Source organism: Gordonia mangrovi (genome assembly GCF_024734075.1).
GTDB classification, from domain to species: Bacteria; Actinomycetota; Actinomycetes; order Mycobacteriales; family Mycobacteriaceae; genus Gordonia; species Gordonia mangrovi.
Genome location: NZ_CP102850.1, coordinates 1,855,378 through 1,880,487 on the forward strand (window position 1 = coordinate 1,855,378; position 25,110 = coordinate 1,880,487).

23 protein-coding genes and 1 pseudogene are annotated in these 25,110 nt (G+C 68.0%); 7 read left to right on the forward strand and 17 right to left on the reverse strand.

Annotation, left to right across the window (positions count from 1 at the left end; translation table 11 throughout):
- Positions 1–7: 7 nt before the first annotated feature.
- The 3 genes from NWF22_RS08490 to NWF22_RS08500 all read right to left on the reverse strand — a co-directional run bounded on the left by NWF22_RS08490 (position 8) and on the right by NWF22_RS08500 (position 3,157).
- Complete coding sequence (locus NWF22_RS08490; protein WP_160903970.1) at positions 8–742, reverse strand: copper chaperone; 735 nt, start codon at positions 740–742, stop codon at positions 8–10.
- Between the two features lie 10 nt (positions 743–752).
- Positions 753–2,225 (reverse strand): tyrosinase family protein, encoded by a 1,473-nt coding sequence (locus NWF22_RS08495; protein WP_160903971.1) that lies wholly within the window; start codon positions 2,223–2,225, stop codon positions 753–755.
- A gap of 74 nt (positions 2,226–2,299) precedes the next feature.
- A complete protein-coding gene (locus NWF22_RS08500) occupies positions 2,300–3,157 on the reverse strand; it encodes an oxygenase MpaB family protein (RefSeq protein WP_160903972.1) in 858 nt (285 codons plus the stop codon).
- Positions 3,158–3,234: 77 nt separating this feature from the next.
- Here NWF22_RS08500 and NWF22_RS08505 point away from each other — a divergent pair, with 77 nt between their 5' ends.
- Positions 3,235–3,819 (forward strand): TetR/AcrR family transcriptional regulator, encoded by a 585-nt coding sequence (locus tag NWF22_RS08505; RefSeq protein ID WP_160903973.1) that lies wholly within the window; start codon positions 3,235–3,237, stop codon positions 3,817–3,819.
- 438 nt (positions 3,820–4,257) lie between these two features.
- Here the strand turns inward: NWF22_RS08505 and NWF22_RS08510 are convergent, their stop codons facing one another.
- A complete protein-coding gene (locus tag NWF22_RS08510) occupies positions 4,258–5,145 on the reverse strand; it encodes a LysR family transcriptional regulator (RefSeq protein ID WP_160903974.1) in 888 nt (295 codons plus the stop codon).
- A 63-nt stretch (positions 5,146–5,208) separates the two neighbouring features.
- Here NWF22_RS08510 and NWF22_RS08515 point away from each other — a divergent pair, with 63 nt between their 5' ends.
- Entirely contained in the window at positions 5,209–6,228 is a 1,020-nt protein-coding gene (locus NWF22_RS08515) for an LLM class flavin-dependent oxidoreductase (protein ID WP_160903975.1), read from the forward strand.
- Between the two features lie 90 nt (positions 6,229–6,318).
- Positions 6,319–7,242: pseudogene (locus NWF22_RS08520) on the forward strand (EamA family transporter); the annotation flags it as partial.
- 24 nt (positions 7,243–7,266) lie between these two features.
- Here NWF22_RS08520 and NWF22_RS08525 read toward each other — a convergent pair.
- The gene (locus tag NWF22_RS08525) at positions 7,267–8,325 is read right to left on the reverse strand and encodes an alpha/beta hydrolase (protein ID WP_160903977.1); all 1,059 of its coding nucleotides are present in this window, start codon (positions 8,323–8,325) and stop codon (positions 7,267–7,269) included.
- Positions 8,326–8,389: 64 nt separating this feature from the next.
- Here NWF22_RS08525 and NWF22_RS08530 point away from each other — a divergent pair, with 64 nt between their 5' ends.
- The gene (locus tag NWF22_RS08530; protein WP_160903978.1) at positions 8,390–9,658 is read left to right on the forward strand and encodes a MurT ligase domain-containing protein; all 1,269 of its coding nucleotides are present in this window, start codon (positions 8,390–8,392) and stop codon (positions 9,656–9,658) included.
- Complete coding sequence (locus NWF22_RS08535) at positions 9,655–10,377, forward strand: type 1 glutamine amidotransferase (protein ID WP_160903979.1); 723 nt, start codon at positions 9,655–9,657, stop codon at positions 10,375–10,377. The genes NWF22_RS08530 and NWF22_RS08535 overlap by 4 nt, the downstream gene beginning before the upstream one ends.
- Before the next feature lie 293 nt (positions 10,378–10,670).
- Here the strand turns inward: NWF22_RS08535 and NWF22_RS08540 are convergent, their stop codons facing one another.
- From NWF22_RS08540 to NWF22_RS08580, 9 genes are all read right to left on the reverse strand, one after another.
- Positions 10,671–11,405 (reverse strand): uracil-DNA glycosylase, encoded by a 735-nt coding sequence (locus tag NWF22_RS08540; RefSeq protein WP_160903980.1) that lies wholly within the window; start codon positions 11,403–11,405, stop codon positions 10,671–10,673.
- Between the two features lie 28 nt (positions 11,406–11,433).
- The gene (locus tag NWF22_RS08545; RefSeq protein ID WP_160903981.1) at positions 11,434–11,976 is read right to left on the reverse strand and encodes a uridine kinase family protein; all 543 of its coding nucleotides are present in this window, start codon (positions 11,974–11,976) and stop codon (positions 11,434–11,436) included.
- Positions 11,976–13,580 carry an alpha/beta fold hydrolase gene (locus NWF22_RS08550; RefSeq protein ID WP_160903982.1) on the reverse strand — a complete coding sequence of 535 codons (1,605 nt, stop codon included), beginning with the start codon at positions 13,578–13,580 and terminating at the stop codon, positions 11,976–11,978. Before NWF22_RS08550 ends, NWF22_RS08545 begins: the two co-directional genes overlap by 1 nt.
- A 50-nt stretch (positions 13,581–13,630) precedes the next feature.
- Positions 13,631–14,242, reverse strand: coding sequence for a recombination mediator RecR (recR, locus tag NWF22_RS08555; RefSeq protein WP_160903983.1), 612 nt, complete (start codon positions 14,240–14,242; stop codon positions 13,631–13,633).
- Between the two features lie 6 nt (positions 14,243–14,248).
- Complete coding sequence (locus NWF22_RS08560; protein ID WP_160903984.1) at positions 14,249–14,620, reverse strand: YbaB/EbfC family nucleoid-associated protein; 372 nt, start codon at positions 14,618–14,620, stop codon at positions 14,249–14,251.
- A gap of 21 nt (positions 14,621–14,641) precedes the next feature.
- Positions 14,642–14,971 carry a hypothetical protein gene (locus NWF22_RS08565; RefSeq protein ID WP_160903985.1) on the reverse strand — a complete coding sequence of 110 codons (330 nt, stop codon included), beginning with the start codon at positions 14,969–14,971 and terminating at the stop codon, positions 14,642–14,644.
- 66 nt (positions 14,972–15,037) lie between these two features.
- The gene (locus NWF22_RS08570; protein WP_373692009.1) at positions 15,038–16,261 is read right to left on the reverse strand and encodes an IS110 family RNA-guided transposase; all 1,224 of its coding nucleotides are present in this window, start codon (positions 16,259–16,261) and stop codon (positions 15,038–15,040) included.
- Positions 16,262–16,706: 445 nt separating this feature from the next.
- Entirely contained in the window at positions 16,707–17,585 is an 879-nt protein-coding gene (locus NWF22_RS08575; RefSeq protein ID WP_258321364.1) for a pseudouridine synthase, read from the reverse strand.
- Between the two features lie 47 nt (positions 17,586–17,632).
- Complete coding sequence (locus tag NWF22_RS08580) at positions 17,633–18,070, reverse strand: SRPBCC family protein (RefSeq protein WP_160904516.1); 438 nt, start codon at positions 18,068–18,070, stop codon at positions 17,633–17,635.
- Between the two features lie 80 nt (positions 18,071–18,150).
- Here NWF22_RS08580 and NWF22_RS08585 point away from each other — a divergent pair, with 80 nt between their 5' ends.
- Complete coding sequence (locus tag NWF22_RS08585) at positions 18,151–19,542, forward strand: FAD-binding oxidoreductase (RefSeq protein WP_160904524.1); 1,392 nt, start codon at positions 18,151–18,153, stop codon at positions 19,540–19,542.
- Positions 19,539–20,864: a class I SAM-dependent methyltransferase gene (locus NWF22_RS08590; protein ID WP_160904515.1), complete on the forward strand. Its 1,326-nt coding sequence runs from the start codon at positions 19,539–19,541 to the stop codon at positions 20,862–20,864. Before NWF22_RS08585 ends, NWF22_RS08590 begins: the two co-directional genes overlap by 4 nt.
- Positions 20,865–20,923: 59 nt before the next feature.
- Here the strand turns inward: NWF22_RS08590 and NWF22_RS08595 are convergent, their stop codons facing one another.
- The 3 genes from NWF22_RS08595 to NWF22_RS08605 are packed head-to-tail and all read right to left on the reverse strand — an operon-like array spanning position 20,924 to position 25,075.
- Positions 20,924–23,236: a DNA polymerase III subunit gamma and tau gene (locus tag NWF22_RS08595; protein WP_160904514.1), complete on the reverse strand. Its 2,313-nt coding sequence runs from the start codon at positions 23,234–23,236 to the stop codon at positions 20,924–20,926.
- A gap of 51 nt (positions 23,237–23,287) precedes the next feature.
- Positions 23,288–23,752: a hypothetical protein gene (locus NWF22_RS08600; RefSeq protein ID WP_160904513.1), complete on the reverse strand. Its 465-nt coding sequence runs from the start codon at positions 23,750–23,752 to the stop codon at positions 23,288–23,290.
- Positions 23,753–23,764: 12 nt separating this feature from the next.
- The gene (locus NWF22_RS08605) at positions 23,765–25,075 is read right to left on the reverse strand and encodes a glycosyltransferase 87 family protein (RefSeq protein WP_258321365.1); all 1,311 of its coding nucleotides are present in this window, start codon (positions 25,073–25,075) and stop codon (positions 23,765–23,767) included.
- Positions 25,076–25,110: the final 35 nt, after the last annotated feature.

Genomic DNA, 25,110 nt, shown 5'->3' on the forward strand with positions numbered 1-25,110 from the left:
CCGCTGGTCACGGTAAGGGACCGACGTTGCGCAGCGACCACCAACCGACCAGGCCGGCGAGGAGAACCAGCGCAAATGACTCGACCCCGTTGTGGCGCCGATCCGGATTCGGGCCGACCCGACGTTCGGTGTACAGCACCGCCGAGACGACGACCATCACGATGAGGCTGTGAATCAGCACCATCGTGAGCATCGCGACGCCGCAGGTGATCACACAGCGCCGGCCGCTGACCAGGCCGTGGCGAGCGCAATCACCCAGCGCCCGCCATCCGGTCACCGCGACGAACGGTCTTCCACCACAACGCGTCAAGGTCTGGCGCCGGACCGGTGTGAGCTGCCACGCGGCGGCCGCGAGCAGAATGGCGAGGACGGCGGCCGTCGGCGCACCGTGCGGCCAGAGAACACTCGCCGCGCTGATGCCGAGCGCGCCGATCACGACCCACACGGCCAGGTAGCCGGCGAGGAAGGCCACCAGCGATGGCAGTCGACGGGACCGTAAACCGGCCTCGCACACACGGACCGCGTCGTCGGCGACCAGCGGGAACATCATCGCGATCACCATCAGCGTCCACCACATCACCGCGACGCCCAGCGTCGTCAGCGGTGGACCGTCGCGCGCCATCGGCGTCGCGTGGTGCGCGCCGGCATGCCAGGCCAGCACGGCGACACCGGCCACCACCGCTGACGTGTACACCAGCAGCCGTGGCGCGGGCGTGGGCCACACCACCAGCGCGCGGGTCAACGCTTCACCGTCACGCCAGCACCACGACGACGCGGGCGGCGCGGATGTCGGGTGTGGTCGCGGTATCTGCGGGGCCGTCGCCGAGCACCGCCGGACCGGTCGGGCCGACCGGTTCGAAGCGGACGGTCACCGTGTCGGGGTCCCACAGACCGTCGGCGAGCAGCCGATCCCGCACCGCGGTGATGTCGAGAACCTTGGTGACCCCGGTGCCGTCCTGTGCGCGACTCGGCACCGACGCCTCCGCGACCCCGAAGGTGGCGATGGTGCCGGCGAGGCGCTCCGGGAAGTCGGCCGCCGGCGTACCGGCGGGAATGTTCAGGTACACGGTGTAGAGCGGTGCGCACACCATGCCGGTGATGCCCTCCAGCCGCAACAGCACCCGCCGCTCGTCGAGCGATTCGAGTCCGCGGGTGGCGGGACGCGCCATCTCGATGGTCGTGGCCGTGTCGTCGAAGAGCGGCACGTCGACGACTCCGCCGACGACCTCGGGCCGACCATCGCGTGGCGGACCCGATGCGACCTCGATCCGTTCCAGTGGGCCGCGGCGGGCAACCGAGGCGATCGCCGACGGCGCTGCGCTGCTCTCGTATACGTAGCCCAGCGCCCGGGTGTCGACGACGTCGCCGATCGACCACGACACGTCCCCGCCGGCGAATGCGGGAAAGGTGAAACGCGTGTCGCGCCAAGCGCTCTCGCCGACTGGGTTGGTGCGGTCGGGATCGATGTCGAGCCACACCTGCCACAGCCGGTCGATATTGGCGTGATGCAGCCAGAACACCGGATCGAGTGCCGCGGTGTCGAATTGTCCCATCCAGCCGCGACGCAGCGGTGTGCCGTCGGCGGCGGTGATGACACCGCCCACCAGCACGTGGACGCTGCCGTGCGGGGCGTCTTCGAGCGACCCCTGCTCGCCCCCGCTGTAGGCCGGCCGGTCGCGTCGCCCGCCGCCGAACGAGTTGGTCCCGTCGTCGGTCGCGTACACGTCGTCGCCGAGGGCGCTGAGCACGGCCGGTGCGAGGAAGTCGAGTCCGTCGAGCGGTCGGCCGGCGTTCATCTCCGCAGAGCGCTCGGCGGTGAACAGCTCGTTGTCCGCCGCCGGATCTCGAAAAGCCGGTGGCAGCGCAGCACCGGCCGGGTCGTCGGGGTCGATGGCGTACCAGTAGGGCAGTGACCAGTCGTCGTCGTCGAGGAAGCCCTGGATGAGCAGTTCGAAAGCCGCCAGATACATCCGATGCCAGGCGAGGAAGAACCAGCTCCCGTGCTGACACGCACTCCAGCCGTGGCGGGTGTCGGGGCGGCCGTCTGCGCGGTTTCGGCCATGCAGCGCCGCCTGGAACTGCCACGACCGTGGCTCGGTGGGCGACCCGCCTGGGGGTGGGTCCAGATCACGCATGGCCCGCACTGCCGACCGATAGGCTTCCAGCACCTCCGGCCAATCACCGTCGTCGCGGGTCAACCGCCAGACATCGTGTCGTGTGCGCATGGCGAGCCTTCCTCATCCCCGATGGGTTGAGGTCGACGTTAGTTGCCGTTGTCGGCGCGCACATGCGTACTGCGCTACTCGACGTGCACCGGACACCCCGGCGCGAACGTGCCCATCGTCTCGATGTCGTATCCGTTGGGATAGGACCGGATTCGCGGCATGTTCTGCACCAGCGCCGGCTTGCGACGGGCCGGGAAGAACCGCAGCAGCCCGGCGCGGGCCTTGAGTGCGCCCACCGACAGCGCTCGGGCGACCGGACCGGGCTCCGGATACCGGAATGCGGTGATCAACGGTTCGTCCATGAGTGACCGGCTGAAGATGTTCACCCCACGTTTGGCGACGGACGGGTAGAACGAGGCCATCAGATCCATCGTCGAATCGGCGACGCGCCGCGCACCGGCGTCGAATGCGAAGTGCTTGTCCTCATAGGTGTCCATCAGGGTCTCGAACTCCTCGTAGGTGTCCGGGATGTCCTTGATGGCCATGTGCCGTCCGAGATCCTGGTAGTAGCGCACCATCGCGAGTCGCTCGGTGTCGGTGAGCTCGCGCCAGCCGAACTGCGCCAGCCAGCGCACCGGGACCACCACGAACGTCGACAGCACGTACCGCATGTCGTCATTGGAGATGTCGTACATCTTGTGCATCTGGTTGATCCGGCGGATGGCGGCTTTGCCGGAAGCGCTGTCGAACCCTTCGACGAGGGGCACCTCGAGCAGGATCGCGGTGTCGTCGTAGCGCTTCTGCGTCTGCTGCGTGAACGCACCGGTGCGGTCGAGCAGGTTACCGATGCTGGGGACGGCGTAGGTACGGAACAGTGCGAAGCTCAGCGACTGGTTGATGTCCCACGGGAACTCATAGGTCGACAGGTTCCGATAGATCTGCGTGTACTGGGTCTCCGGGTCCAGCCCGGTATTGCGGTTCGATGTGCTCACTGCGCTCTCCTGTCCGAATGCAGCAAGCGTAAGTCGACTTATGGTTTTGTGCAAGCAGTCACATCTACACTGACCCTGTGACGTCCACCGACAAGAAGGCCAGTACGCCGTCCCATTCGGCCCAGGTCCGATATCTGGATGCGGGACTGCGAGTTCTCGCAGATCGAGGGCATGCAGGACTCAAGTTGGCCACCGTATGCGAGGTGGTCGGCGCCACCACCGGCTCGTTCTATCACGCGTTTCCGAACTGGCCGGCGTACACGGCTGCACTCATCCGCCATTGGCGCGAACAGGAGAGTCGGCGCCCGATCGCCGAAGCCCGGACGGTGACCGATCCGGTCCGGCGCCTGCAGTTCCTCACCGACATCGCGATGCGGTTGCCCCACGACACCGAGGCGGCGATCCGGGTGTGGGCCGAACACGACCCCGACGTGCGCGCCGTCCAGGTCGACGCCGACGCCGAACGGCGCCGGTTCATCTCCGACACCTATCTCGAGGTGCTGGGAGATCGAACCGACGCCGATCGTTACGCCACGGCGGCCATGTATCTGCTGGTGGGCTACGAGAACGGCAGCCACCGCTCTCGGGAGACGCTCGCGTGGGCGTTTCAGACGTTCATCGACAAGACCCTTCGGGACGCCGGCCTCACCGACGACTCGTGACCGGTCAGCGGTCCACCAGACCACCGTCGATCAGCACGGCCTGACCGGTCATGTAGTCCGCGCTCCAGAGTTGCAGTGCGTTGCGGACGAGACGCGCAACCCCCTGCAACCCTCCCGCCATCGGTGTGATCTACGCCATAGTGACTCCGCGCAGCAGTCACTGCCGAGAACGAGGAGCCGTCATGACCGTCCCGATGGACCGCCATCTGCGGGCGATGATCGACCATGCCCTGCGATGGATGCCGTTCGACGGCGCCGACGACCTGGTCTTCGTCGAGTTCGGTACCGCGCCGATCACGTTCTATCGGCGAATCACCGAGGCACTCGGTCGTTCCGACATCGTCGGGCACCTGGCATCCGACGAACGCGAGGCCCTGCGCGATCAGTGCCGACGGAAGCTGCGACATCTTGCCGGCGTATCCCGGCAGGATTCCCAGATCACGTCGGGCCGACGGCCGCCGCAGATGCCGCCAGGTGACCGACGACATCGGCCACCGCCCGCCGACGTCCCGGTCGGGTCAGCGCCTCGTAGACGCGGGCCGCGCGAACTCCCTTGAGCGTCAGCCGCTTCACCCCGGGGTGGCGCACCGCGAAGCGGGGTATCAGTGCGATGCCGTGGTCGGCGGCCACGATGGACTGGATCGTGCCGAAATCGAGCATGCGCTGGGTCACCCGCGGCGCCACCCCGGTGATCGCCGACATCGACAGCAGCACGTCGTCCACGGGGAAACCGCCTTCCACGCTGATCCAGTCGCAGTCGGCCAGGTCACCGACCGCGACCTCGCCGCGATCGGCGAACTCGGAACCGGCGGCGACCACCACATCGACCGGCTCCCGCATCAGTTCGGTGACCTCGACCCGCGGTTCCCGTACGGGTGGCGTGCGCTCGTCACGATGGGTCACGACGATGTCGAAGTCCGCGAGCGCGGGAGCTGCATCGGGATAACCGACGTCGAGTTCGGCGGCCGCCACCTCGACGCCGGACCCGACCACGCGGTCGAGGACGCCCGGCAACAACAGCGCTGCACCCGACGGGAACATCGCCAGCCGCACCGTCGTGGCCCCCGACCGGTACCCTTCCATCTCCTCCTGAGCCCGCTGCACCGCGGCGATCACCTCGTCGGCCCGCAAGACCAACGCGCGACCGGCGTCGGTCAGCCGGATGCGGCGGCCATCCTGCTCCAGCAGGTCCACGCCTGCCTCTTTCGCCAGCACCTTCAGTTGTTGCGACACCGCCGAAGGCGTCATGTGCATCGCGTCGGCCACCGCTCCGATCGACCCGCGGTCGGCGAACTCCCGCAGCAACCGCAGCCGCTTCACATCCACCCCCTCAACCTACGTCGGAACCAGCGCACGGAATAAAGCGGACCGGAGTATCATTTACCGGTCATGAAGAACATCGGATTCCTGTCCTTCGGGCACTGGTCGGATGCACCCGGATCGCAGGTGCGATCCGGGTCGGACGCACTGCTGCAGTCGGTCGACCTCGCGGTTGCCGCCGAGGAACTCGGGGCCGACGGCGCCTACTTCCGCGTGCACCACTTCGCCCGACAGCTCGCTTCTCCGTTCCCGCTGCTGTCGGCGATCGGCGCGAAGACCGACCGCATCGAGATCGGCACCGGCGTCATCGACATGCGTTACGAGAACCCGCTGTACATGGCCGAGGACGCCGGTGCGGCAGATCTGATCGCCGGCGGCCGGTTGCAGCTCGGCATCAGCCGCGGATCGCCCGAGCAGGTGATCGAGGGCTACAAGTACTTCGGCTACGTACCACCGGAGGGCTCGACCGACGCCGACATGGCGCGCCACCACACCGACGTCTTCCTCCAGGTCATCTCGGGAGGCGGCTTCGCGCAACCGAATCCGCGTCCGATGTTCCCGAACCCGCCGGGGCTGTTGCCCATCGAACCGCAATCACCCGGGTTGCGTGATCGCATCTGGTGGGGCGCGGGCACCCGCGCGACCGCGGAATGGACTGCGCAGCAAGGCATGAACCTGATGAGTTCGACGCTGCTCACCGAGGACACCGGCGTACCGTTTCACCAGCTGCAGGCCGAACAGATCGAACGGTTCCGCAAGGCCTGGACCGAAGCCGGACACACCCGTGAGCCACGGGTGTCGGTGAGCCGCAGCATCTTCGCGATCGTCGACGACCTCGACCGCGCGTACTTCGGCCGCGGCGGTTCCGACGACGATCAGGTGGGCGTGATCGACAACGCCGTCGCGCGGTTCGGCCGCAGCTACGCCGATGAGCCGGACAAGCTGATCGAGCAGTTGGGCGAGGACGAGGCCATTGCCGCCGCGGACACCCTGCTGCTGACCGTGCCCAATCAGCTCGGCGTGGACTACAACGCCCACGTGATCGAATCGATCCTGACGCACGTGGCGCCCGCCCTCGGCTGGCGGTGACCATACCACCGAAACAATGAAGTAGAACTTCATTGTAGGTGCATAACAATTCGATTGTTCTTGATCGAACTTGTGCCGACGATGGTCGTCATGACCAACCGCGACCGGCTCCTCGGGCTCGCAGTGGTGGCGCTCTGGGGACTGAACTTCATTGCGATCCGCCTCAGCCTCGACCACTTCCCGCCGTTCTTCTGCGCAGCGCTGCGCTTCGCGGTGATGGCGATTCCGGTCATCGCGTTCGTCACCTTCCCGCACGTCCACCTGCGCTGGTTTCTGCTGTACGCCTGCGGATTCGGGTTCGTCCAGTTCGCCTTCCTGTTCCTGGCCATGCACCTGGGGATGCCGACGGGACTCGCGTCGCTGGTGCTGCAGACATCCGCGCCGTTCACCGTGCTGCTCGGTGTGCTGTTCCTGCGCGAGCGGATGGCGCCGCTCCAGGTGCTGGGCATCATCGTGGCGGTCGCCGGGATGGTGGTCATCGCAGTCGCTCGGGTCAGCGGAGACCCGCTCGGCGTCGGGGCACTCGTGCCGATGGTGCTGACCGTGCTCGGTGGCCTCGGCTGGGCCTTCGGCAACATCGGCAGCCGTCTGGCCGCCCAACACCCGCCCGCGCGGCCCGCCCCCGACGTCCGCCTCGACAACGCACTGCGGATGACCCTGTGGATGTCGGTGGTGCCGCCGATCCCGTTCGCCGTGATGAGCCTGGTGTTCGACGGCCCCACCGCCGGTGTCGAATCGCTGACCACGCTCGGTTCACCCGGCGGCCTGCTCGCGCTGGCCGGACTTGCCTACACGGTGCTGCTGGGCACCGTGGCCGGCTCCGGGCTGTGGGTGTATCTGATGTCGCGTCACCCCGCCAGCAGTGTGGCGCCACTGTCGTTGCTCGTGCCGATCGTCGGGATCACTGCGGCGTGGCTGTTGCTGGGCGAGCGGCCCACCGTCATCGAACTGATCGGCGCGATGACCGTGATCGTCGGGTGTGCTGCCGGGGTGCTGGCCGCCCCGAGATCACGGCCGAAACCCGCAACACAGAGCGGCTCAGCGCAAGGCGTACGCCAACGCCGCACCGATCCGGTCGACGGCGGCACGCGCGTCCGGGCTGATCAGCGTCATGTTCGCGAAGGCGTGGATGAGGCTGCCGGCGCGGTCGAGGGTCACCGGGACACCGGCCTGCTTGAGTCGGTCGGCGTACGCGATGCCCTCGTCGCGCAACGGATCGAAGCCGGCGACGATGACGTACGCCGGTGCGAGTCCGGCGAGGTCGTCGGCCAGCAGCGGTGACACACGCGGGTCGGCGCGGTGGGCCTCGTCGGGCACGTACGTGTCCAGGTACCAGTCGATCTGCTCGTCGGTGAGATAGTGCCGTTCGGCGAACTCCCGGCGTGAGGCCCGCTTCGTGGTCGAGTCGACCACCGGATAGATGAGCATCTGCAGGCAGGGCGTGACCGCGTCGTCGCGCACCTGCTGGCTCACCACCGCGGCCAGGTTGCCACCCGCGCTGTCGCCGGCCACCGCGAGACGGTCGGTCGACACACCCCAGTGCGGTGCCTTGTCGACGGCGAAACGCCAGGCGGCGACCGCGTCGTCGACCGCGGCCGGGAACCGATGCTCGGGAGCCAGTCGATAGTCGACGGACAGGATGTCGGCACCGGTCGACAGGGCGAGTCGACGCACCAGGTTGTCGTGGCTGGCCCGGTCGCCCACCACGAATCCACCGCCGTGGAAGAACACGACGAGTCCGGCCGAGTCGACCTGGGCCCGGTAGCGCGTGGCCGGGATCGCGCCGGCCGGCCCGTCGATGACCAGGTCCTCCTCGACCGCCATCGCGGGCAGCCTCTCGGCCAGCGTCGCCGCATTCTCGGTGACGTCGGCGCGTGCCTGTGCCACCGGTTTGCCGCCCAGCGCGAACGCCGGCATCTTGTGGGCGATCAGCCCGGTCAATGCCATCTCCGGGGCGAGCCGGTCGCCGTCGGCGTTCACCCGACCCCGTTGGCCGATGATCTGCCACAGTGTCGGCGGGATACGTCCGGCGCCGCGCATCAGCGCACGCTGGAGGCGGGTCTGGACCGAGGGCGTCATCGTTGTGGCCTGACTCACGCCCGTGAGCGTACCGGCGCCGTACGAGCACGCTGCCGACGGGCGCTTGTGTCAGACTCGTGCCATGCCCGACCGCACCCGTGTCCCGATGCGCACCACCCTGGCGCTGGCTGCCGCGTCGGCGGCCCGCTGGGCGTCGCGAACCGCAGGTCGCGGTAAGGGGTCGATGATCGGTGGGCTGGTCGCTGCGAAGATCGATCCGAACATCATGGCGCGCCTGGCGGCCGGCAAACGCTCAGCTCTGGTGACCGGCACGAACGGCAAGTCGACGACGACCCGGATGACGGCGGCCGCGCTGTCCGAGCTCGGCGACGTGGCCACCCAGGCCGACGGCGCCAACATGGACGCCGGCATCATCGCCACCCTCACCCTGCACCGTCCCGCCATCATCTGCGCCCTCGAGGTCGACGAGTTGCACGTGCCGGGCGTCAGCGACGCGGTCGATCCCGAGGTTCTCGTCATGTTGAACCTGTCGCGCGATCAGCTCGATCGGGTCGGCGAGATCAACATGATCGAACGGCGACTCCGCGAGGGCATCGCCCGACATCCGTCGATGACCATCGTCGCCAACTGCGATGACGTACTCGTCGCCTCGGCCGCATTCGACGCCGCCGACGTCGTGTGGGTGGCCGCGGGCGCCGGCTGGGTCGGCGACTCGGTGAGCTGCCCACGCACCGGCGAACCCATCGTCCGCTCTGGCGACGACTGGCGTTCCACCGGCGACGAGAACTTCCGCCGCCCCACCCCGGACTGGTGGTTCGACGACGAGAACATCTACGGCCCGGACGGATTCAGCGCTCCGATGACGCTGTCGGTGCCCGGGCGGGCCAATCGCGGCAACGCCACCCAGGCGGTGGCCGCCGCGGTGGCGATGGGCGCCGACCCGGCGAAGGCGGTGGCCGCGGTGGGTACGGTCGGCGAGGTCGCCGGTCGCTACGGCATCCATCAGGTCGGCAACCACTCGGTGCGCACGCTGCTGGCCAAGAACCCGGCCGGGTGGCAGGAAGCGCTGTCGATGATCGACCAGGACGCCGACGGCTTGGTGATCGCGGTCAACGGGCAGGTCCCCGACGGCGAGGACCTCTCGTGGCTGTGGGACGTGCGGTTCGAGGCGTTCGAGACGATGCAGGTGGTCGCTGCGGGCGAACGTGCAGCAGATCTGTCGGTGCGGCTGCTGTATGCAGGTGCCGAGCACACCACCATCGCCGACCCGATGAAGGCGATCGCCTCGTGCCCACCCGGACGGGTGGAGGTGTTGGCCAACTACACCGCGTTCCGCGATCTCGGCACCGCCCTCGAGCGGGCCGAACGTGCCCGAAGGGCAGAGTCATGAGCGAATCCACACTGCGTATCGGCCTCGTCCTGCCCGACGTGATGGGCACCTACGGTGACGGCGGCAATGCTCTGGTACTGCGCCAGCGCGCCCTGATGCGCGGCATCGACGCGGAGATCATCCAGATCACCCTCGACGACGAGGTGCCCGATTCGCTCGACGTGTACACCCTCGGCGGCGCCGAGGACTATGCGCAGCGACTGGCCACCCGGCATCTCACCCGGTTCCCCGGTCTGCAGCGCGCAGCCGCGGCCGGCCGTCCGGTCCTGGCGATCTGCGCGGCGATCCAGGTGCTCGGCCACTGGTACGAGACGTCGGCGGGCGAACGGGTGGACGGTATCTCGCTGTTCGATCTGACGACGTCACCGCAGGCGACCCGAAGCATCGGCGAACTGGTGACCGAACCCGCCATCGACGGACTGACCGCACCGCTAACCGGCTTCGAGAACCACCGCGGCGGAAGCACTCTCGGCGCCGATGCCCGCCCGCTGGCCCGAGTGCGGCACGGCGTCGGCAACGGCGTGGGCGACGGCACCGAAGGCGTGGTGCAGGGCTCGGTGATCGGCACGTACATGCACGGTCCCGCGCTGGCGCGCAACCCGGAACTCGCCGATCACCTGCTGGCGCGGGCGATGGGCACCGACGCGCTGACGCCGCTGAACCTGCCCGAGGTGGACCGGCTGCGTACGGAACGACTGGCTGCCGGCCGTCGGGGCTGACGCGGTTCCTCCTCCCGAAATCTCCATACCCTCCATGAGTTCAGAGAGGGGTTGCGAAGACCAGGGGGAACTCGCCGAGGTCCGGTGACCTCAGCGCAGCGACCGGTCGGGCCGAAACCGCGCGCACAACGTCTGGCCGCAGACGGCGCAGTCGGTGCCGGTTCGGTAGTGGGTGTGCGCTTCACGGGTGTGACCGCAGCGGCAGCGGGAATCCGGGTGGCGCCCGAGCCATCTGGCGAGCACGTTCTTCATGAGTCGACCCCCGCTCCTCGCATGTCACCGCCGATCGCAGCCTACTCGTCAATCGCGACGGGACGCTCCGGCGACAGACCGGCGTGTTCGGCCGCCGCGGTCAGCACATCTTCCAGCATCGTCGGCGTCAGGCGACCGGTGAACGTGTTGTGCTGACTCACGTGATAGCTCCCGAAGATGACCAGCTCCTTCCCGTCGCGGCGGATCACCGTGCGGGCGCCGTGGGCGAACTTCGGTCTCGGTCGGTCGACAATCCACCCCAGGTCGGCGAAGGCGCGTAGCCCGGCCTGCCATCCGAACGCCCCGAGCACCACCACCGACCGCAGCGTGGGTTGCAGCACCGCGAGTTCGGCGTCGAGCCACGCGGCACACCGGTCGCGTTCGGCGACGGTCGGCTTGTTCTGTGGTGGTGCGCAATGCACCGGTGCGGTCATCCGCACCCCGTGCAAGCGCATCCCGTCGTCGGCCGACACCGCGGTGGGCCGGCTCGCCAGCCCCACGTCGTACAGCGCTCGGAACAGTACGTCGCCGCTCTGATCACCGGTGAACATCCGACCGGTGCGGTTGCCGCCGTGTGCCGCGGGCGCCAGACCCAGGATCACCACCCGCGCATCGGCGGGCCCGAAGCCCGGTACCGGCCGACCCCAGTAGGTCTGGTCGGCGAACGCCGCCCGCTTGTCCCGCGCGACCTGTTCCCGCCACTCGACCAGGCGCGGACAGGCGCGGCACTCGACGAGGTCGGCGTCGAGTGCGGCGATCGTCGGGTAACCGACCATGGCCCACCCTAACGCCCGCCGGGATCGGTCAGTCCAACACGCGGGAGCGTTGCCGGGTCCGATCAACGGCGAACCAGCCCCGCTCGAACTGCTGCCACCGCTGCAACATCGGCCGCGACTGCTCGCCGTCGCGGGCCACCGTCCGTTCGAGGCGTTCGGCTGCGGAGCCGCCGTCGAGCCACAGCGAATGGGTCAGGCGCGGCGCGATGCGGCGCCGCGCCGACGACACCCCCTCGATGACGAGCAGGGGTTCCCACCGCAGCCACACCAGCCGGCCGGGTTCGGCCACGCCGTCGTGCCAGACCCGTGGACGGTAGTGGTAGTCGTGCCGCCGGACGAAGGCCTGCAGGATGTCGGTTTCCAGCTCCGGCCACCACGCGACCGGGTTGTCCCAGGTGGCGAAGTCGTCGGTGCGGATCAGCTGCACCCCCGTGCCGCGCTCACGCAGGCGGGCCACCAAGGCGTCGGCCACCGTCGATTTCCCGGCACCCGACGGTCCGTCGATGGCGACGATCCCCGAGTCCATCTCTGCGGCGAGCTCGTCGAGTGCCCGGGCGACGTCCGGCATCATCACAGCCTCCCGATCCCGGTCCTGGGCGGTGTGGTCAGCGACGCGGTGATCGGGGGTTCCGGAACCGAGGTCACCGAGGTGGTCCCGGTGCGCAGGTAGTCGACGATCGCGCGATCGAGCGGCGGATGTGACCGCCCCAGCTGTGCGTGGTCGCCGCCGCCCACGGTGATCAGATGGCTGCCCATCAGCCGTTGCAGCGCAAGCGACTCCCGGTAGGGGGTCTGCGCGTCATCGCGCGCCTGGATCTGCAGCGGCTGCACAGCGAGGTTCTTGTTGGCCAACGCCACCGGGGTCGTCACTGCGGGCGCGCCCGTACAGGCCATGCCCGACTGGTAGTACAGGCCCGGCCCGTCGAAGACGTCGCCCACCACGGCGTTCATGAACGCCGACGCCGGGAGCTGAAAAGGCTGCGCGGGGACCTGGTTCTCGTTGCACATGATCACCGATTGCAGGTCCTGCAAGCTCGTCAGGATCGCGACAACCTCCGGGTCGGGTTCGGCCTTCGGTTGAGAGCGACCGTTGATCCGCATCGCCAAGAACGGCCACTTGTTGCGGTCCGGGGCGGCGATGCGAGTGATCCCGAGCAACAACGAGTTCGCCTGCACGCCCGGACGGGTCAGGGTCACGATCAGATTCTCGACTCGCGCGCGGGTGTCAGCGGTGAGATTCACACCCGCGAGATACTGCTGCGTCACCGTACGTAGTCCGGGCGGGACATCACCGACCTGCGCCGGTGGCGCCGCGAGCGACGGTGGGACACCGGACTCGGCGACGATCTCGGCACTCCACTGGTGGTACACCGCCAGTGGAGTGCGACCGAGGTGATAGATGTTGTCGTGCTTTGCGATCCACGCCATCATCTCGTTCATCCGGCGCTTGAACGCCTGCGTCTGCGAGGCCGGCACACCATTCCAGACCAGCGCCGGGTTCACCCCCGAGTCCAGCACCAGCCGGTCGGTGTGCCTCGGGAACAGCGTGGCGTACGTCGACATCAGCAGCGTGCCATAGGAAATGCCGTAGAGACTCACCTTCTGCTCGCCGAGCAGTCGGCGTACGGCCTCGATGTCGCGGGCGGTGTTCTCGGTCGTGATGGTGCGTAGGTAGGCGGGCGTCGACGCGGCACACCGCCTGCGTTGAAGCGCCCCGCCCTCGGTGAGCGCGGCCAGTTGCTCCGAGTCCGAGACGGGCCGGCACTTCAGCGGCGTCGCGGACAGCAGTCCCCGTGGCTGCACGGCCACCAGGTCCCATTCGTCGCGCATGTCGTCGGGCACCGGCAATCGCGAGAACATCCCGATGGCATCCGAACCGGGCCCACCCGGGTTGCCGATCAGCACGCCGCGACGACGAGCCGGGTCCCGCGCCGCCAGCCGGCTGATCATGATGTCGATCGTCGGACCGTCCGGGTTCGCATGGTCGAGCGGTACCTGCACCGTCGCACACCGCGCCGCCGGGAGGGCGTCATGGATCGGCGGGCACGACCCCCACCGCAACTCCGGCACGGGTGCGGCAGCGGCGGGCGGCAGTGCGAGCAACCCCACCGCAAGTGCGACCGCGGCGGCGACGGCATACAGGCGGCCGACGCGAACACTTCCCCGGCTGGTCACGGGTCTATCTGTAGCAGACTTGCACCTGTCGCAGAGCCCCGCCGGTCCGCCTATGCCAGCACCCGCCGGCCCGACAGCGCACGTCCCAGGGTCAGTTCGTCGGCGAACTCCAGGTCACCACCCATCGGGAGTCCCGACGCCAGCCGGGTCACCGACAGTCCGGGGAAATCCTTGAGCATCCGCAACAGGTAGGTCGCGGTGGCCTCGCCCTCGGTGTTGGGGTCGGTGGCCACGATGACCTCGGTGACGTCGTTGCCGTCCTCCTGCGTGGCGAGGCGTTTGAGGAGTTCTCGGATGCGCAGTTGGTCGGGTCCGATCCCCGACAACGGGTCGAGCGCTCCGCCGAGAACGTGGTAGCGGCCGTCGAACTCCTTGGTGCGTTCGATGGCGTGGACGTCCTTGGGTTCTTCGACGACGCAGATCTTGGTGGCGTCGCGGCGGGCGTCCGAGCAGATCCGGCAGAGCGTGTTCGCCGAGACGTTGCCGCATTCGGCGCAGTAGGTGACGTCGTCGCGGACCCGGGCGAGGGCCGCGATCAGGCGATCGATCTCCTTGTTCTCCACCGACAGCAGGTGGAAGGCGATGCGCTGGGCTCCCTTGGGCCCCAGACCCGGCTGTTTGGCCAGTTCGTCGATCAGATCCTGGATCGGTCCCTCGTACATGGCGGCCTACTGGCCGAGGCCGGGGATGCCACCGCCGAGGCCTCCGGCGAGCGGCCCCATCTTCTCCTGGGCGAGTGCTTCGCGTTTGGTCGACAGGTCGGCGAGTGCGCCGAGCACCAGATCCTGCAGGGTCTCCACGTCGTCGGCGTCGACGACCTTCGGGTCGATGGTGACCGCGGTGACCTCGCCGGTTCCGTTACCGGTGACCGTCACGAGGCCGTTGCCGGCCGATCCGGTGACCTCGGCCGCCGCGATCTCGTTCTGGGCGCTCAGCAGCTGTTCCTGCATCTGCTGCGCCTGGGCGAGCAAGCCGGCCATCGGGTTCTCGCCGCCCTCGCCGCCGCCGAACAGTGCGCTGGGGTCGAAAGGTTGATTCACGCCCTCAACTGTATCGCCGTCTCAGCGCAGCAACCGTTCGACGTGCTCGGCGAGTTCGTCCACCGTCGCGCCGTCGCCCGGGGTGACCACGAACGACAGCACGTCGTCACCGAACAGCCGGCCGGCGTTGTGGGTCAGCGCGAACTCGAATCGGTCCTCGACCCGCCGCCACTGGGTGATCGCGCCGTAGATCGGCGCGCTGGCGCCGGTGGTGACGCAGTATTCGTCGGCCCGCGGCCCGCCGGTGAGATCCCGCTGGATCTGGAAGCACGCGAGCGATTCGTCGTCGATGAACACCACGGCTTCGCACCCGAGGTCCGGGTGGCGCTCGTAGGTCGCCTGGATGGCCATGCGCTCAGGCTAGCGCGTCGACTGGGCGCCCTTGTCGCTGATCGAGACATCCCTGAAGGTTTGATGTCAAGCCGCGGCGGGGGTTTGGTCCTTCCATGCGGTGGCGGGGTCGTAGGGGATACCGCGGGCCAGGCAGCCATGGAGTATGCCGACGAGGCGGTTGGCGAGTTGGCGTAGCGCGGCGTTGTGGTCGACGTCTCGGGCTCGTTGTTTGCGGTAGTAGGCGCGGGCGCCGTCGTCGTGCATGAAGGCTCCGTGGGCCTGGGCCATCAGGGCGTCGACGAGTCGGTCGTTGTGGACGTAGCGGGCGGAGACGATCCGCGATTTGCCCGACTGTTTCGTGATGGGGCTGGTGCCCGCCGCGTTGCGGCGGGCTTTGCTGTTGCGGAAACGTAACGGGTCGTCCCCGAACTCGGCGAGCACCCGGGGTCCCACGGTCGGCCCCATGCCGGGCTGGCTGAGGTAGATCTCATGGTCCGGGTGCTGGGAAAAATGGGCATCGACCTCGCCGGCGAGCTCGTCGATCTGCTCGATCACCACACCCAGCACCGCCACCGAGGCGCGCACCGAGGCCGCGTAGGCGTCGGTGACCCGATCAGGTTGGCCGAGGTGCTGTCCGCGTAGGATCTGTTGTATCTCAACAGCTTTGGTGTCTTTGTTGCGGCGACCCTTGAGGAGGGGCAGGATCTGGCTTTTGGTCAGCTTCGCCGCCCGCGCCGGGGTCGGCGCCTTGGTCAGCAAGCCCAGGATCGGCCGGCTCGTCAATTCCAGATCCAACGCCGAACACACCAGCAGGATCGCCGGGAAGTACTCGCGCAGCGCCGCACGCACCCGCAGCATGTGGCGCGTGCGTTCCCAGATCATCGTCTGATGCGCGCGGGCCACCACCTTGACCGCGTCCGCGATCTCGGAGTCCCCACCACTTTCCCGCAACTGGTGGCGACGACTCCGCAGCATCTCGGCCAGCGCATGCGCATCACCCTTGTCGCTCTTGGCGCCCGAACTGACCACGATCTCGCGGTAGCGATGGGCCTGTTTGGGATCGACTCCAAATACCCGATACCCCGCAGCGATCAACGCGTTGACCCACGGACCGCGATCGATCTCGATACACACCAGCACCTGGTCAGGCTGATCGCCCTCGTCGAGGAAGGTCGCCGCGATCTCCCCGAACCTCTCGATCCCGGCGATCCCCTCAGGCAACCGCGCCCGCCGCAACACCTGCCCACGCTCGTCTTGAAACTCGACATCGTGGTGGTCTTCGGCCCAATCATCCCCGACGAACAACACTGCCACTGCCGGTGCCTCCTCACAGCTACCAAGCCGTCGATTGTTCAACACGGCAGCTGGCCGGAGGACCCTCGCGAACTAATGGTTCAGTGCTCACACCCCGAAACCACATCGGAGCCGGCACGACATCCCAGCAGCAATCACACCCTCTTGGCCGACCACCAGGGGCACGGTCTCGATCCAGAACTCGCCATCAACGGTTCCGTAGGCACGAGTGCTCACCCAGCAGCAGCCACCAACACCAAGTCTGACCCAAACTCACGACCAGACCCAGTAGCTCCCATTAGTAGCCGAGGAGCTTGCGACGAGGCGTATCGAGGCCAGGTGGCTGATCTCGATACGCTCGCTCGCCTAGCGGCTCGCGGGCTACTCGATCAGCGAGTTGGAGCGGCTCACCGACTACTCTCGCGGGCTACTCGATCAGCGAATAGTGCCCCACCCGCAGTCAGGCAACCGACCGTCCCGACACGAACTCCCGCCGCTTCCCCGTCAACGGATCGTCGAACGCCAGCGAATGCGCCACCAGGCGCAACGGCTGGGAGAAATCACCGTGATCGGGCAGTTCCGCCAGCTCGGGACGGATATCGGGGTACAGCGGGTCGCCGACGATCCCGACGCCGAGCTGCGCCATGTGCATGCGCAGCTGATGGGTCCGGCCGGTGTGCGGCTGCAGGCGATAGACCCCACCGGCATCGGTTTCCTCGACCAGGGTGATGGCGCTCGACGCATTGATCTCGCCGTCGACGACCCGCGCTCGCAGATCGCCCGCGGTCTTCTCGATCCGGTTGGTGACGGTCACCGGATCGGCGAGATCGGCCCGCACCGGCGCCAGCGCCCGATACTCCTTGTCGGCGCGTCGTTCGGCGAACAACGCCTGGTAGGCGGCCCGCACCTCGGGCCGCAGCGTGAACAGCAACACTCCCGCGGTCAGCCGGTCCAGCCGATGTGCGGGTGACACGTGATCGCTGCCGAGCTCGCGCCGCAGCCGCACCAGGGCCGTCTGCGTCACGTGCCGACCGCGCGGCATGGTGGCCAGGAAGTGGGGCTTGTCGACGACGACGATGGCGTCGTCGCGATACAGGATCGGTAGGTCAAACGGGATCGGCGTCTCGTCGGGCAGATCCCGGTAGAGATACACCGAGGAGTTGAGCCGCGCCGGTGTGCCCGGATCGAGAGGCGCGCCGTCGGCATCGACGAGCTCGCCCGCTGCGGCGCGCTCGGCGAGATCGTCGAGCGTGCAGCCGGCCAGCGCCGGCGTGGCGAGCAGACACTCTCCGACGGTGCGCTCGGGACCCGAGCGCAGCACGACCCGGGTCGCATCCACGCCGTCGCGCGCCGGCAGCGGCGCGGCGGGGCGTCGTCGGCGGCGGGTCAGCTCTCGAGACGCTTCTTGAGATTGCCGAGCAGCTCTGCCTGGATCTTGTTCAGGCCCTTCGGCGCGAAGGTCTTCTCGAAGAAGCCGCCGATGCCACCGGCGCCGGTCCACGTCGTGGTGGTGGTCACGCGGCTACCGGTACCCGACTTCGCCACGACATAGGTGGTGACCATCGACGAGTTCTCGTCGTTCTCGGTGACTGTGTCCGGCACCACGTTCACGGTCGCCTTCACATCGCGCTGCCGCTTCTCGGTGGCCTGCAGAATCCAGTGGACGACGGTGCCGTCGCCGTTGCCGCCGCTGAGCACCTGGTAGTCGCGGTAGTTCGCGGGCAGGATCGCCGGGCGCACCTCGGTGTAGTCGGCGAGGGCGGCCATCACCACATCGGGGGCGGCGGTGATGTCGGTCGTCTGCGTTGCGGAAACCTGACCCACGGGCGTGTTCTCCTTCGAACTGATTGGCGGGGGGCAATCTCTCGTCCTAGGCTATCCAAGTGAGCTCGGACCGGTTGGAGATGGGGGCACAGGCATTCGACGAGGGTGTGACCACCCTTCTGGCGAGCTACCGCGCGATTCCGCCGGGTGCGACGGTGCGGCTGGCCAAGAAGACGTCGAACCTGTTCCGTAAGCGTGCCGCAAATCCGCACCCCGGGTTGGATGTGTCCGGGCTTGATCGGGTCATCACGGTGGACAAGGCCACCAAGACCGCCGACGTTGCCGGCATGTGCACCTACGAGAACCTGGTCGCCGCGACGCTGCCCTACGGCCTGGCCCCGAAAGTGGTGCCGCAACTCAAGACCATCACCCTCGGTGGCGCGGTCACCGGACTGGGCATCGAGAGCACGTCGTTCCGCAACGGCCTTCCGCACGAATCGGTCCTGGAGATCGACATCCTGACCGGCTCAGGCGAGATCCTCACCGCCACCCCCACCAACGAATACGCCGACCTCTTCTTCGGATTTCCCAACTCCTATGGCACGTTGGGATATTCGGTTCGACTGAAGATCGAACTCGAGGAGGTGGCGCCATTCGTGGCGCTCCGCCACCTCCGGTTCGATCGACTCGCCGAATTGCAGGAGACGATGGCGGCGATCGTCGTCGACGGTTCCTACGACGGTGAGCGGGTCGACTACCTCGACGGCGTCGTGTTCACCGCCGACGAAAGCTATCTGACCCTGGGTCGGCAGACCGACGAGCCCGGACCCGTCAGCGACTACACCGGCATGAACATCTTCTACCGGTCCCTCCAGCACGACTCCGGCGTGATCCGGGACCGCCTCACCATCCACGACTACCTGTGGCGCTGGGACACCGACTGGTTCTGGTGTTCCCGCGCATTCGGTGCACAGCACCCGCGCATCCGGCGCCTGTGGCCGAAGAGGTTGTTGCGCAGCAGTTTCTACTGGAAACTCATCGCCCTCGACCATCGTTTCAACATCGGCGACAAGCTCAACGCCCGCAAGGGTGAACCACCGAACGAACGTGTGGTGCAGGACATCGAGGTGCCGATCGAGAACACCACCGCGTACGTCGAATGGTTCCTCGCCAACGTGCCGATTGAGCCGATCTGGTTGTGCCCGTTGCGGTTGCGCGAGCCCGCCCTACCCAACAGCGACACCACCCGCCCGTGGCCGCTGTATCCCCTCGAGCCGCGACGTACCTACGTCAACGCCGGTTTCTGGTCTGCGGTACCGATCACCCCGGGCGACCCCGGACACACCAACAAGGTGATCGAACGCAAGGTGGCCGAGCTCGATGGCCACAAGTCGCTGTATTCGGAATCCTTCTATGCGCCGGACGAGTTCGATGAACTCTATGGCGGTGAGAACTATCGGCTGCTCAAGAAGCGGTACGACCCCCAGGGCCGGCTGCTCGACCTGTATGCGAAAGCGGTGAAACGACAATGACCACATTCAAGGACAGTTCGCTGCACAACGGTACGCCGGCGGCGGCGGGCAAGATGACGTTGGCCGAGATCTTCGAGGCGTTGATGGGCGGTCACCTCACCGTCCGGATCACCGCCTACGACGGCAGTGCGGCTGGTCCCGAGGATGCGGAGTTCGGTCTGCATCTGGCGACTCCGCGCGGCACCACCTACCTGGTCACCGCCCCCGGCGACCTCGGACTCGCCCGCGCCTACATCTCCGGTGATCTCGACTTGACCGGCGCTCACCCCGGTGACCCCTACGGCGCGTTGCGCGCGTTGGCGTCGGACCTCAACTTCGTCCGGCCCTCCCCGTTGACCCTTGCGCATGTGGCCCGGTCGCTGGGTATCGAACACTTCCGGCCGATCGCGCCACCACCGCAAGAGGCACTGCCGCGGTGGCGGCGGTTCACCGAGGGCCTGCGGCACAGCAGGTCCCGCGACGCCGAGGTGATCCACCACCACTACGACGTCTCGAACACCTTCTACGAGTGGGTACTCGGTCCATCGATGACCTACACGTGCGCGGTCTATCCCGAGCTCGAGGCCTCGTTGGAGACCGCGCAGGACAACAAGTACCGCCTCATCTTCGAGAAGCTCCGGCTCAAGCCCGGCGACCGCCTCCTCGACATCGGCTGCGGCTGGGGCGGAATGGTGCGCTACGCGGCGCGCCGCGGGGTCAAGGTCATCGGTGCGACGCTGTCGGCCGAGCAGGCCCAGTGGGCGCAGAAGGCGATCGTCGAGGAAGGACTCACCGAGCTCGCCGAGGTGCGCCACAGCGACTATCGCGACATCACCGAGACCGGATTCGATGCCGTCTCGTCGATCGGCCTGACCGAGCACATCGGTGTGGCGAACTACCCCGCTTATTTCGGCTTCATCCGCGATCGTCTCCGGGTCGGCGGGATGCTGCTGAACCACTGCATCACCCGACCGGACAACCACAAACGCGGCCGTGCCGGATCGTTCATCGACCGCTATGTGTTCCCCGACGGCGAGCTGACCGGCTCGGGCAAGATCATCTCCAAGCTCCAGGACATCGGCGGCATGGAAGTGGTGCACGAGGAGAACTTCCGCGACCACTACGCGATGACGTTGCGCGACTGGAACCACAACCTCGTCGAACACTGGGAAGAAGCAGTCGACGAGGTCGGCGAGGGCACCGCCCGCCTGTGGGGTCTGTACATGGCCGGTTGCCGTATCGGCTTCGAACGCGACATCGTGCAGTTGCACCACGTCCTGGCCACCAAGCTCGACGACTACGGCCACAACGATCTGCCGCTGCGCCCCTGGTGGGACGCCTGACACCGGTTTCGTAGTACGAACCCGCGATTTTTTCGCCGGTTCGTACTACGGATCCGCGCTCACTCCAGCGGCCGAGCGCCGAGTTCGGACTTGAGCAGTTCCAGGGCGACCTGGTCGGGGTCGAGCCGCTGTTCCGGTGAACCGGTTCGGGCGTCGGCGACCATCTCGTCGCGTTCGGCGTCGGTCAGTTCGTCATCCGCCCGTGGCGGCTCGGGCTCCTCGGGTTCGGGCGCGGACTCGGGGACTGCGGCGGGCGAAGCCGCCTGATCCCGACCGCGACTCGGCCGGGAGTAGGTCGGCCGCTTCGGCGCGGCCTGCGCTGCCGCCCGATCGGCCTTGCCTCGTTGCACGGCCGACTGGGCGGCCGGCTGTCCGGTCGAGTGCACACAGCGCGCGTCGGCCGACGACCCGAACACCTGCTGTACCGCGGCCCGCAAATTGCCGGCGTGCTCGTTGCTCAACCGTCCGACGAGCATCTCGGTGGCGTGTCCGAACACGACGGTGGTGCCGTCCACGCCGGCGATCGACGCACCCGACAACATCACCTCCAGCACCGGCGTGATGCCGCGTGCGGCGGCGCGGATGTCGGACCATCGAGCCTCGACCTCGGCCACGGTCAGCCCGGAATCGGTTGCCGGCGTGGGCTGCTCGGCACCCGCCGGAGCCGGCTCGGCGTAGTCCGGCGGCGGCGCCATCTCGTCATCGGTCGGCTCGTCGGGCAATGGGATGTCGTCGTCGAACGACGTGGTCGCCTGCTGGGCCGCCGCCCGCGCCGGGGGTCGCGGAGAGGTGGGGTTGGGCGGTGTCGGGTTGGGTTGCGCGGGAGTACCGGGTGGTGCCGACGGCGCATCGGATGACGAGGACTCAGCCGGCTCCGGCGCCGAGACCGGTTCCTCCGGCGAGACAGGAGCCTGCGACGCGGTCGGCGGTGCGCTCGGTTGTTGCGGCGCAACCTGCTCGGTAGCCTCGGCGGTCGGCGAGCGCTCTGCGGTCGGCTCCGCACGAACGGGGGTGGTCGGCGACCCGGCGGCCGGCGTCGCGCGGGCACCATCCGGTGTCGACGCGGCCGGCGCGGCGTCCTCCTGTTCGGCGCGCGCAGCCGCAGCCTCCTCGGCCGCCTTGCGCTGCGAGGGCCGCACGTATTTCGGCGCCGGCTCCGGCTCGGCCGGCGCCGACACACCGCCCGAAGGCCTTGTCGCTGACCCACTTCCGCTGGGCGCCGGCACACCCGACTCCAGCCGCTCGACCCGCTGCAGCAGTGCCGCATCATCGCTCGATGCGGCCGGCAACAGCATCCGCGCGCACATGACCTCGAGCAACAGCCGCGGGGAGGTGGTGCCGCGCATCTCGCCGAGCGCGGCGTGCGCGGTCTCGGCGAACCGGGTCAGCGATGCCGGACCGAGCACCTCGATCTGGCGCTGCATCCGGGCGAGCTGGTCACCGGGCGCCTCCACCAGACCGCGGTCGGCGGCATCCGGAACAGCTTGCAGCAGAATGAGATCGCGAAGTCGTTCGAGCAGGTCGACGGCGAATCGCCGCGGGTCGTGGCCGGCGTCGACCACCTTCTCCACCGTGCCGAACAACGCGGCTCCGTCGGCGTCGGCAAGCGCGTCGATCGCCTCGTCGATGAGTGCGATGTCGGTGACGCCGAGCAACGCCAGCGCCCGCTCGTAGGTGACGCCCTCGTCCCCGGCGCCGGCGAGCAATTGGTCGAGGATGCTCAGCGAGTCACGCGGGGAGCCCCCGCCGGCCCGGATGACCAGCGGGTAGACATCCGGTGCCACGACCACATTCTCACTGGCACAGATCTTTTCCAGCAGGTTGCGCATCACCGGCGGGGCGAGCAGCCGGAACGGGTAGTGATGGGTGCGCGACCGGATCGTGGGCAGCACTTTCTCCGGCTCGGTGGTCGCGAACACGAAGATCAGGTGTTCCGGCGGTTCTTCGACGATCTTGAGCAACGCGTTGAATCCCGCGTTGGTCACCATATGCGCCTCGTCGACGATGAACACCCGGTAGCGCGACTCCGAGGGCGCGTAGAACGCCCGGTCCCGCAGCTCGCGGGTGTCGTCGACACCACCGTGGCTGGCCGCGTCGAGTTCGATCACATCCAGATTCCCCGGCCCGCCGGGCGCCAACGCGATACACGAGTCGCACTCACCGCACGGGTTGGACGTGGGCCCGTGTACACAGTTCAGCGACCGGGCGAGGATGCGCGCCGACGACGTCTTGCCGCACCCGCGGGGCCCGGAGAACAGGTAGGCATGGTTGATCCGTCCCCCGTCGAGTGCACGACTCAACGGGTCGGTGACGTGCTCCTGGCCCACGACGTCGGCGAAGGAAGCCGGGCGATAGGTGCGATACAGAGCCACGTGACGAGAGTACCGGCGACCTCCGACACCGGGGCGCACTCCCCCACAGGCTCAGACGACGGCACGTCCGGTACAGATCACCGGCGGAAGCGACACCGGACCATGCGTCACCGACCGTATCCGGAGCCGGATCGGCCCGCTGGCATGCAGGTTGTCGATCCGGTAGCCGGGCACGTCGACCGACTGCGGCTGCCAACGCCGGTAGAAGGTCTCGATGTGCCCCGTGGGCAGATGATGGATCGTCACCCAGGTGTCGACGGTGTAGCGGAAGAAGCTCATACCGTGCCCCCAGACCGCGAACACCCCGGGACGGCGGGCATCGGTCCGAACGGCGGCCCCACCGTGCAGAGGCAAATCGAGGATGTGCGGGCTGGGTGCCCAACACTCCGGCCCGATCGGCTGGCTGACCACCACGGTCTGAGCCGGGGCCTGTGCCTGGGCAGATGCCGCCCCGACGGTCAGCCCGGCGGCGACCGCGCCGGCCGTGCATGCGATCGCGATACCGCGGCGTCCCATGCGCGGTTCTCCTCACTCCCCCGCAGGCCGTCCCCGTACGGATTGTGACCCTTCCGACGGCTCCGCCGCGACCGTTGTCGCCGAGTCGTCACCGGACCGTAAGACCACGATGGTCGCGATCGTGGTGCCCAGGAAGATCGCGTTGTAGGGGTAGACCGTGAACCACTCCAGCCAGTCGATCCCGTGTTTGAAGAACAGGCCGATCAGATAGGCGTCGGGCACGGACCGGTTGACGAACCAGATCGGATGAGCCAGGTAGGTGCGCCAGGAGAACGCGATCAGCATCATCGCGATCAGACCGGCGGCCAGCAGCCCGTAGGCGACGACGCCGCGACGCGGCGTGGCCAGCAGATGCAGGCCGATCACCAGCAGCGGCACGAACCACACCCAGTGGTGCCCCCACGACATCGGCGAGATGGCCGCGGCCGTCATCCCCACGATGGTGACTGCCAGCAATTCCTGGCCGTGCCGGTGCGCGAGCAACGCGGCGTACATCCCCAGCGCGAGGGCGGCGGCCGCCAGCACTCCCCAGAGCAGGATGCTCGGGTCGTCGGAGTGCAGCAGATTGGCCAGCCAGCCGCGGATCGACTGGTTGCCGACGGTCTGCGGGGCGCCGACTCGGTCGGAGTCGAACATGGTGCCGGTCCAGTACGCCCACGATTCGCGGGGCAACACGGCGAACCCGACCATCATCGTGCCGAAGAACCCCGCCAACACGCCGGCCATCGACCGCCATTGCCGCAGCACCGCCAGGTAGAGGACGAAGATCAGTGGGGTCAGTTTGATGCCGGCCGCGACACCGGCGCCCACACCGCGCAGCCGCGCGCCCTCGGTGCGGGTGAGGTCGGCGACGATGAGCAGCATCAGGAAGACGTTGATCTGGCCGTACCAGACGGTGGTGCGTACCGGCTCGAGCAGCAGCACCACCGCGACCAGCGACAGCGCGATCACCCGCAGCGGCCACGTCGGGGTCCGGCCGAGACTCTTGAAGCTGAGCATGATCACCAGGTACAGCGCGATGACGATGCCCGCCGACCAGATGATGCGCGCCGCCTCGAACGAGACCCAGGTGAACGGGGTGAACAGCAGGATCGAGATCGGGGCGTAGGTGTAATCCATCTGCCCGAGCAGTTTGGCGTCGTAGAGGCTGGCCCCGTCGAGTACCGTGCGGGCGCCGGACAGGTAGACGTCGAGGTCGAGCTGATTGTCGAACAGACCCCAGAACGGGGTGGTGTAGGGGACGATCACGTCCTGCAACCACAACGCGAGAAGGCCGATGAGCACGGAGCCGACGGCGATCAATGCCGGCCGGTGGTGCTTCACTCCTCGCGGGGTTTCGAGATCATCGCGGCACCGTA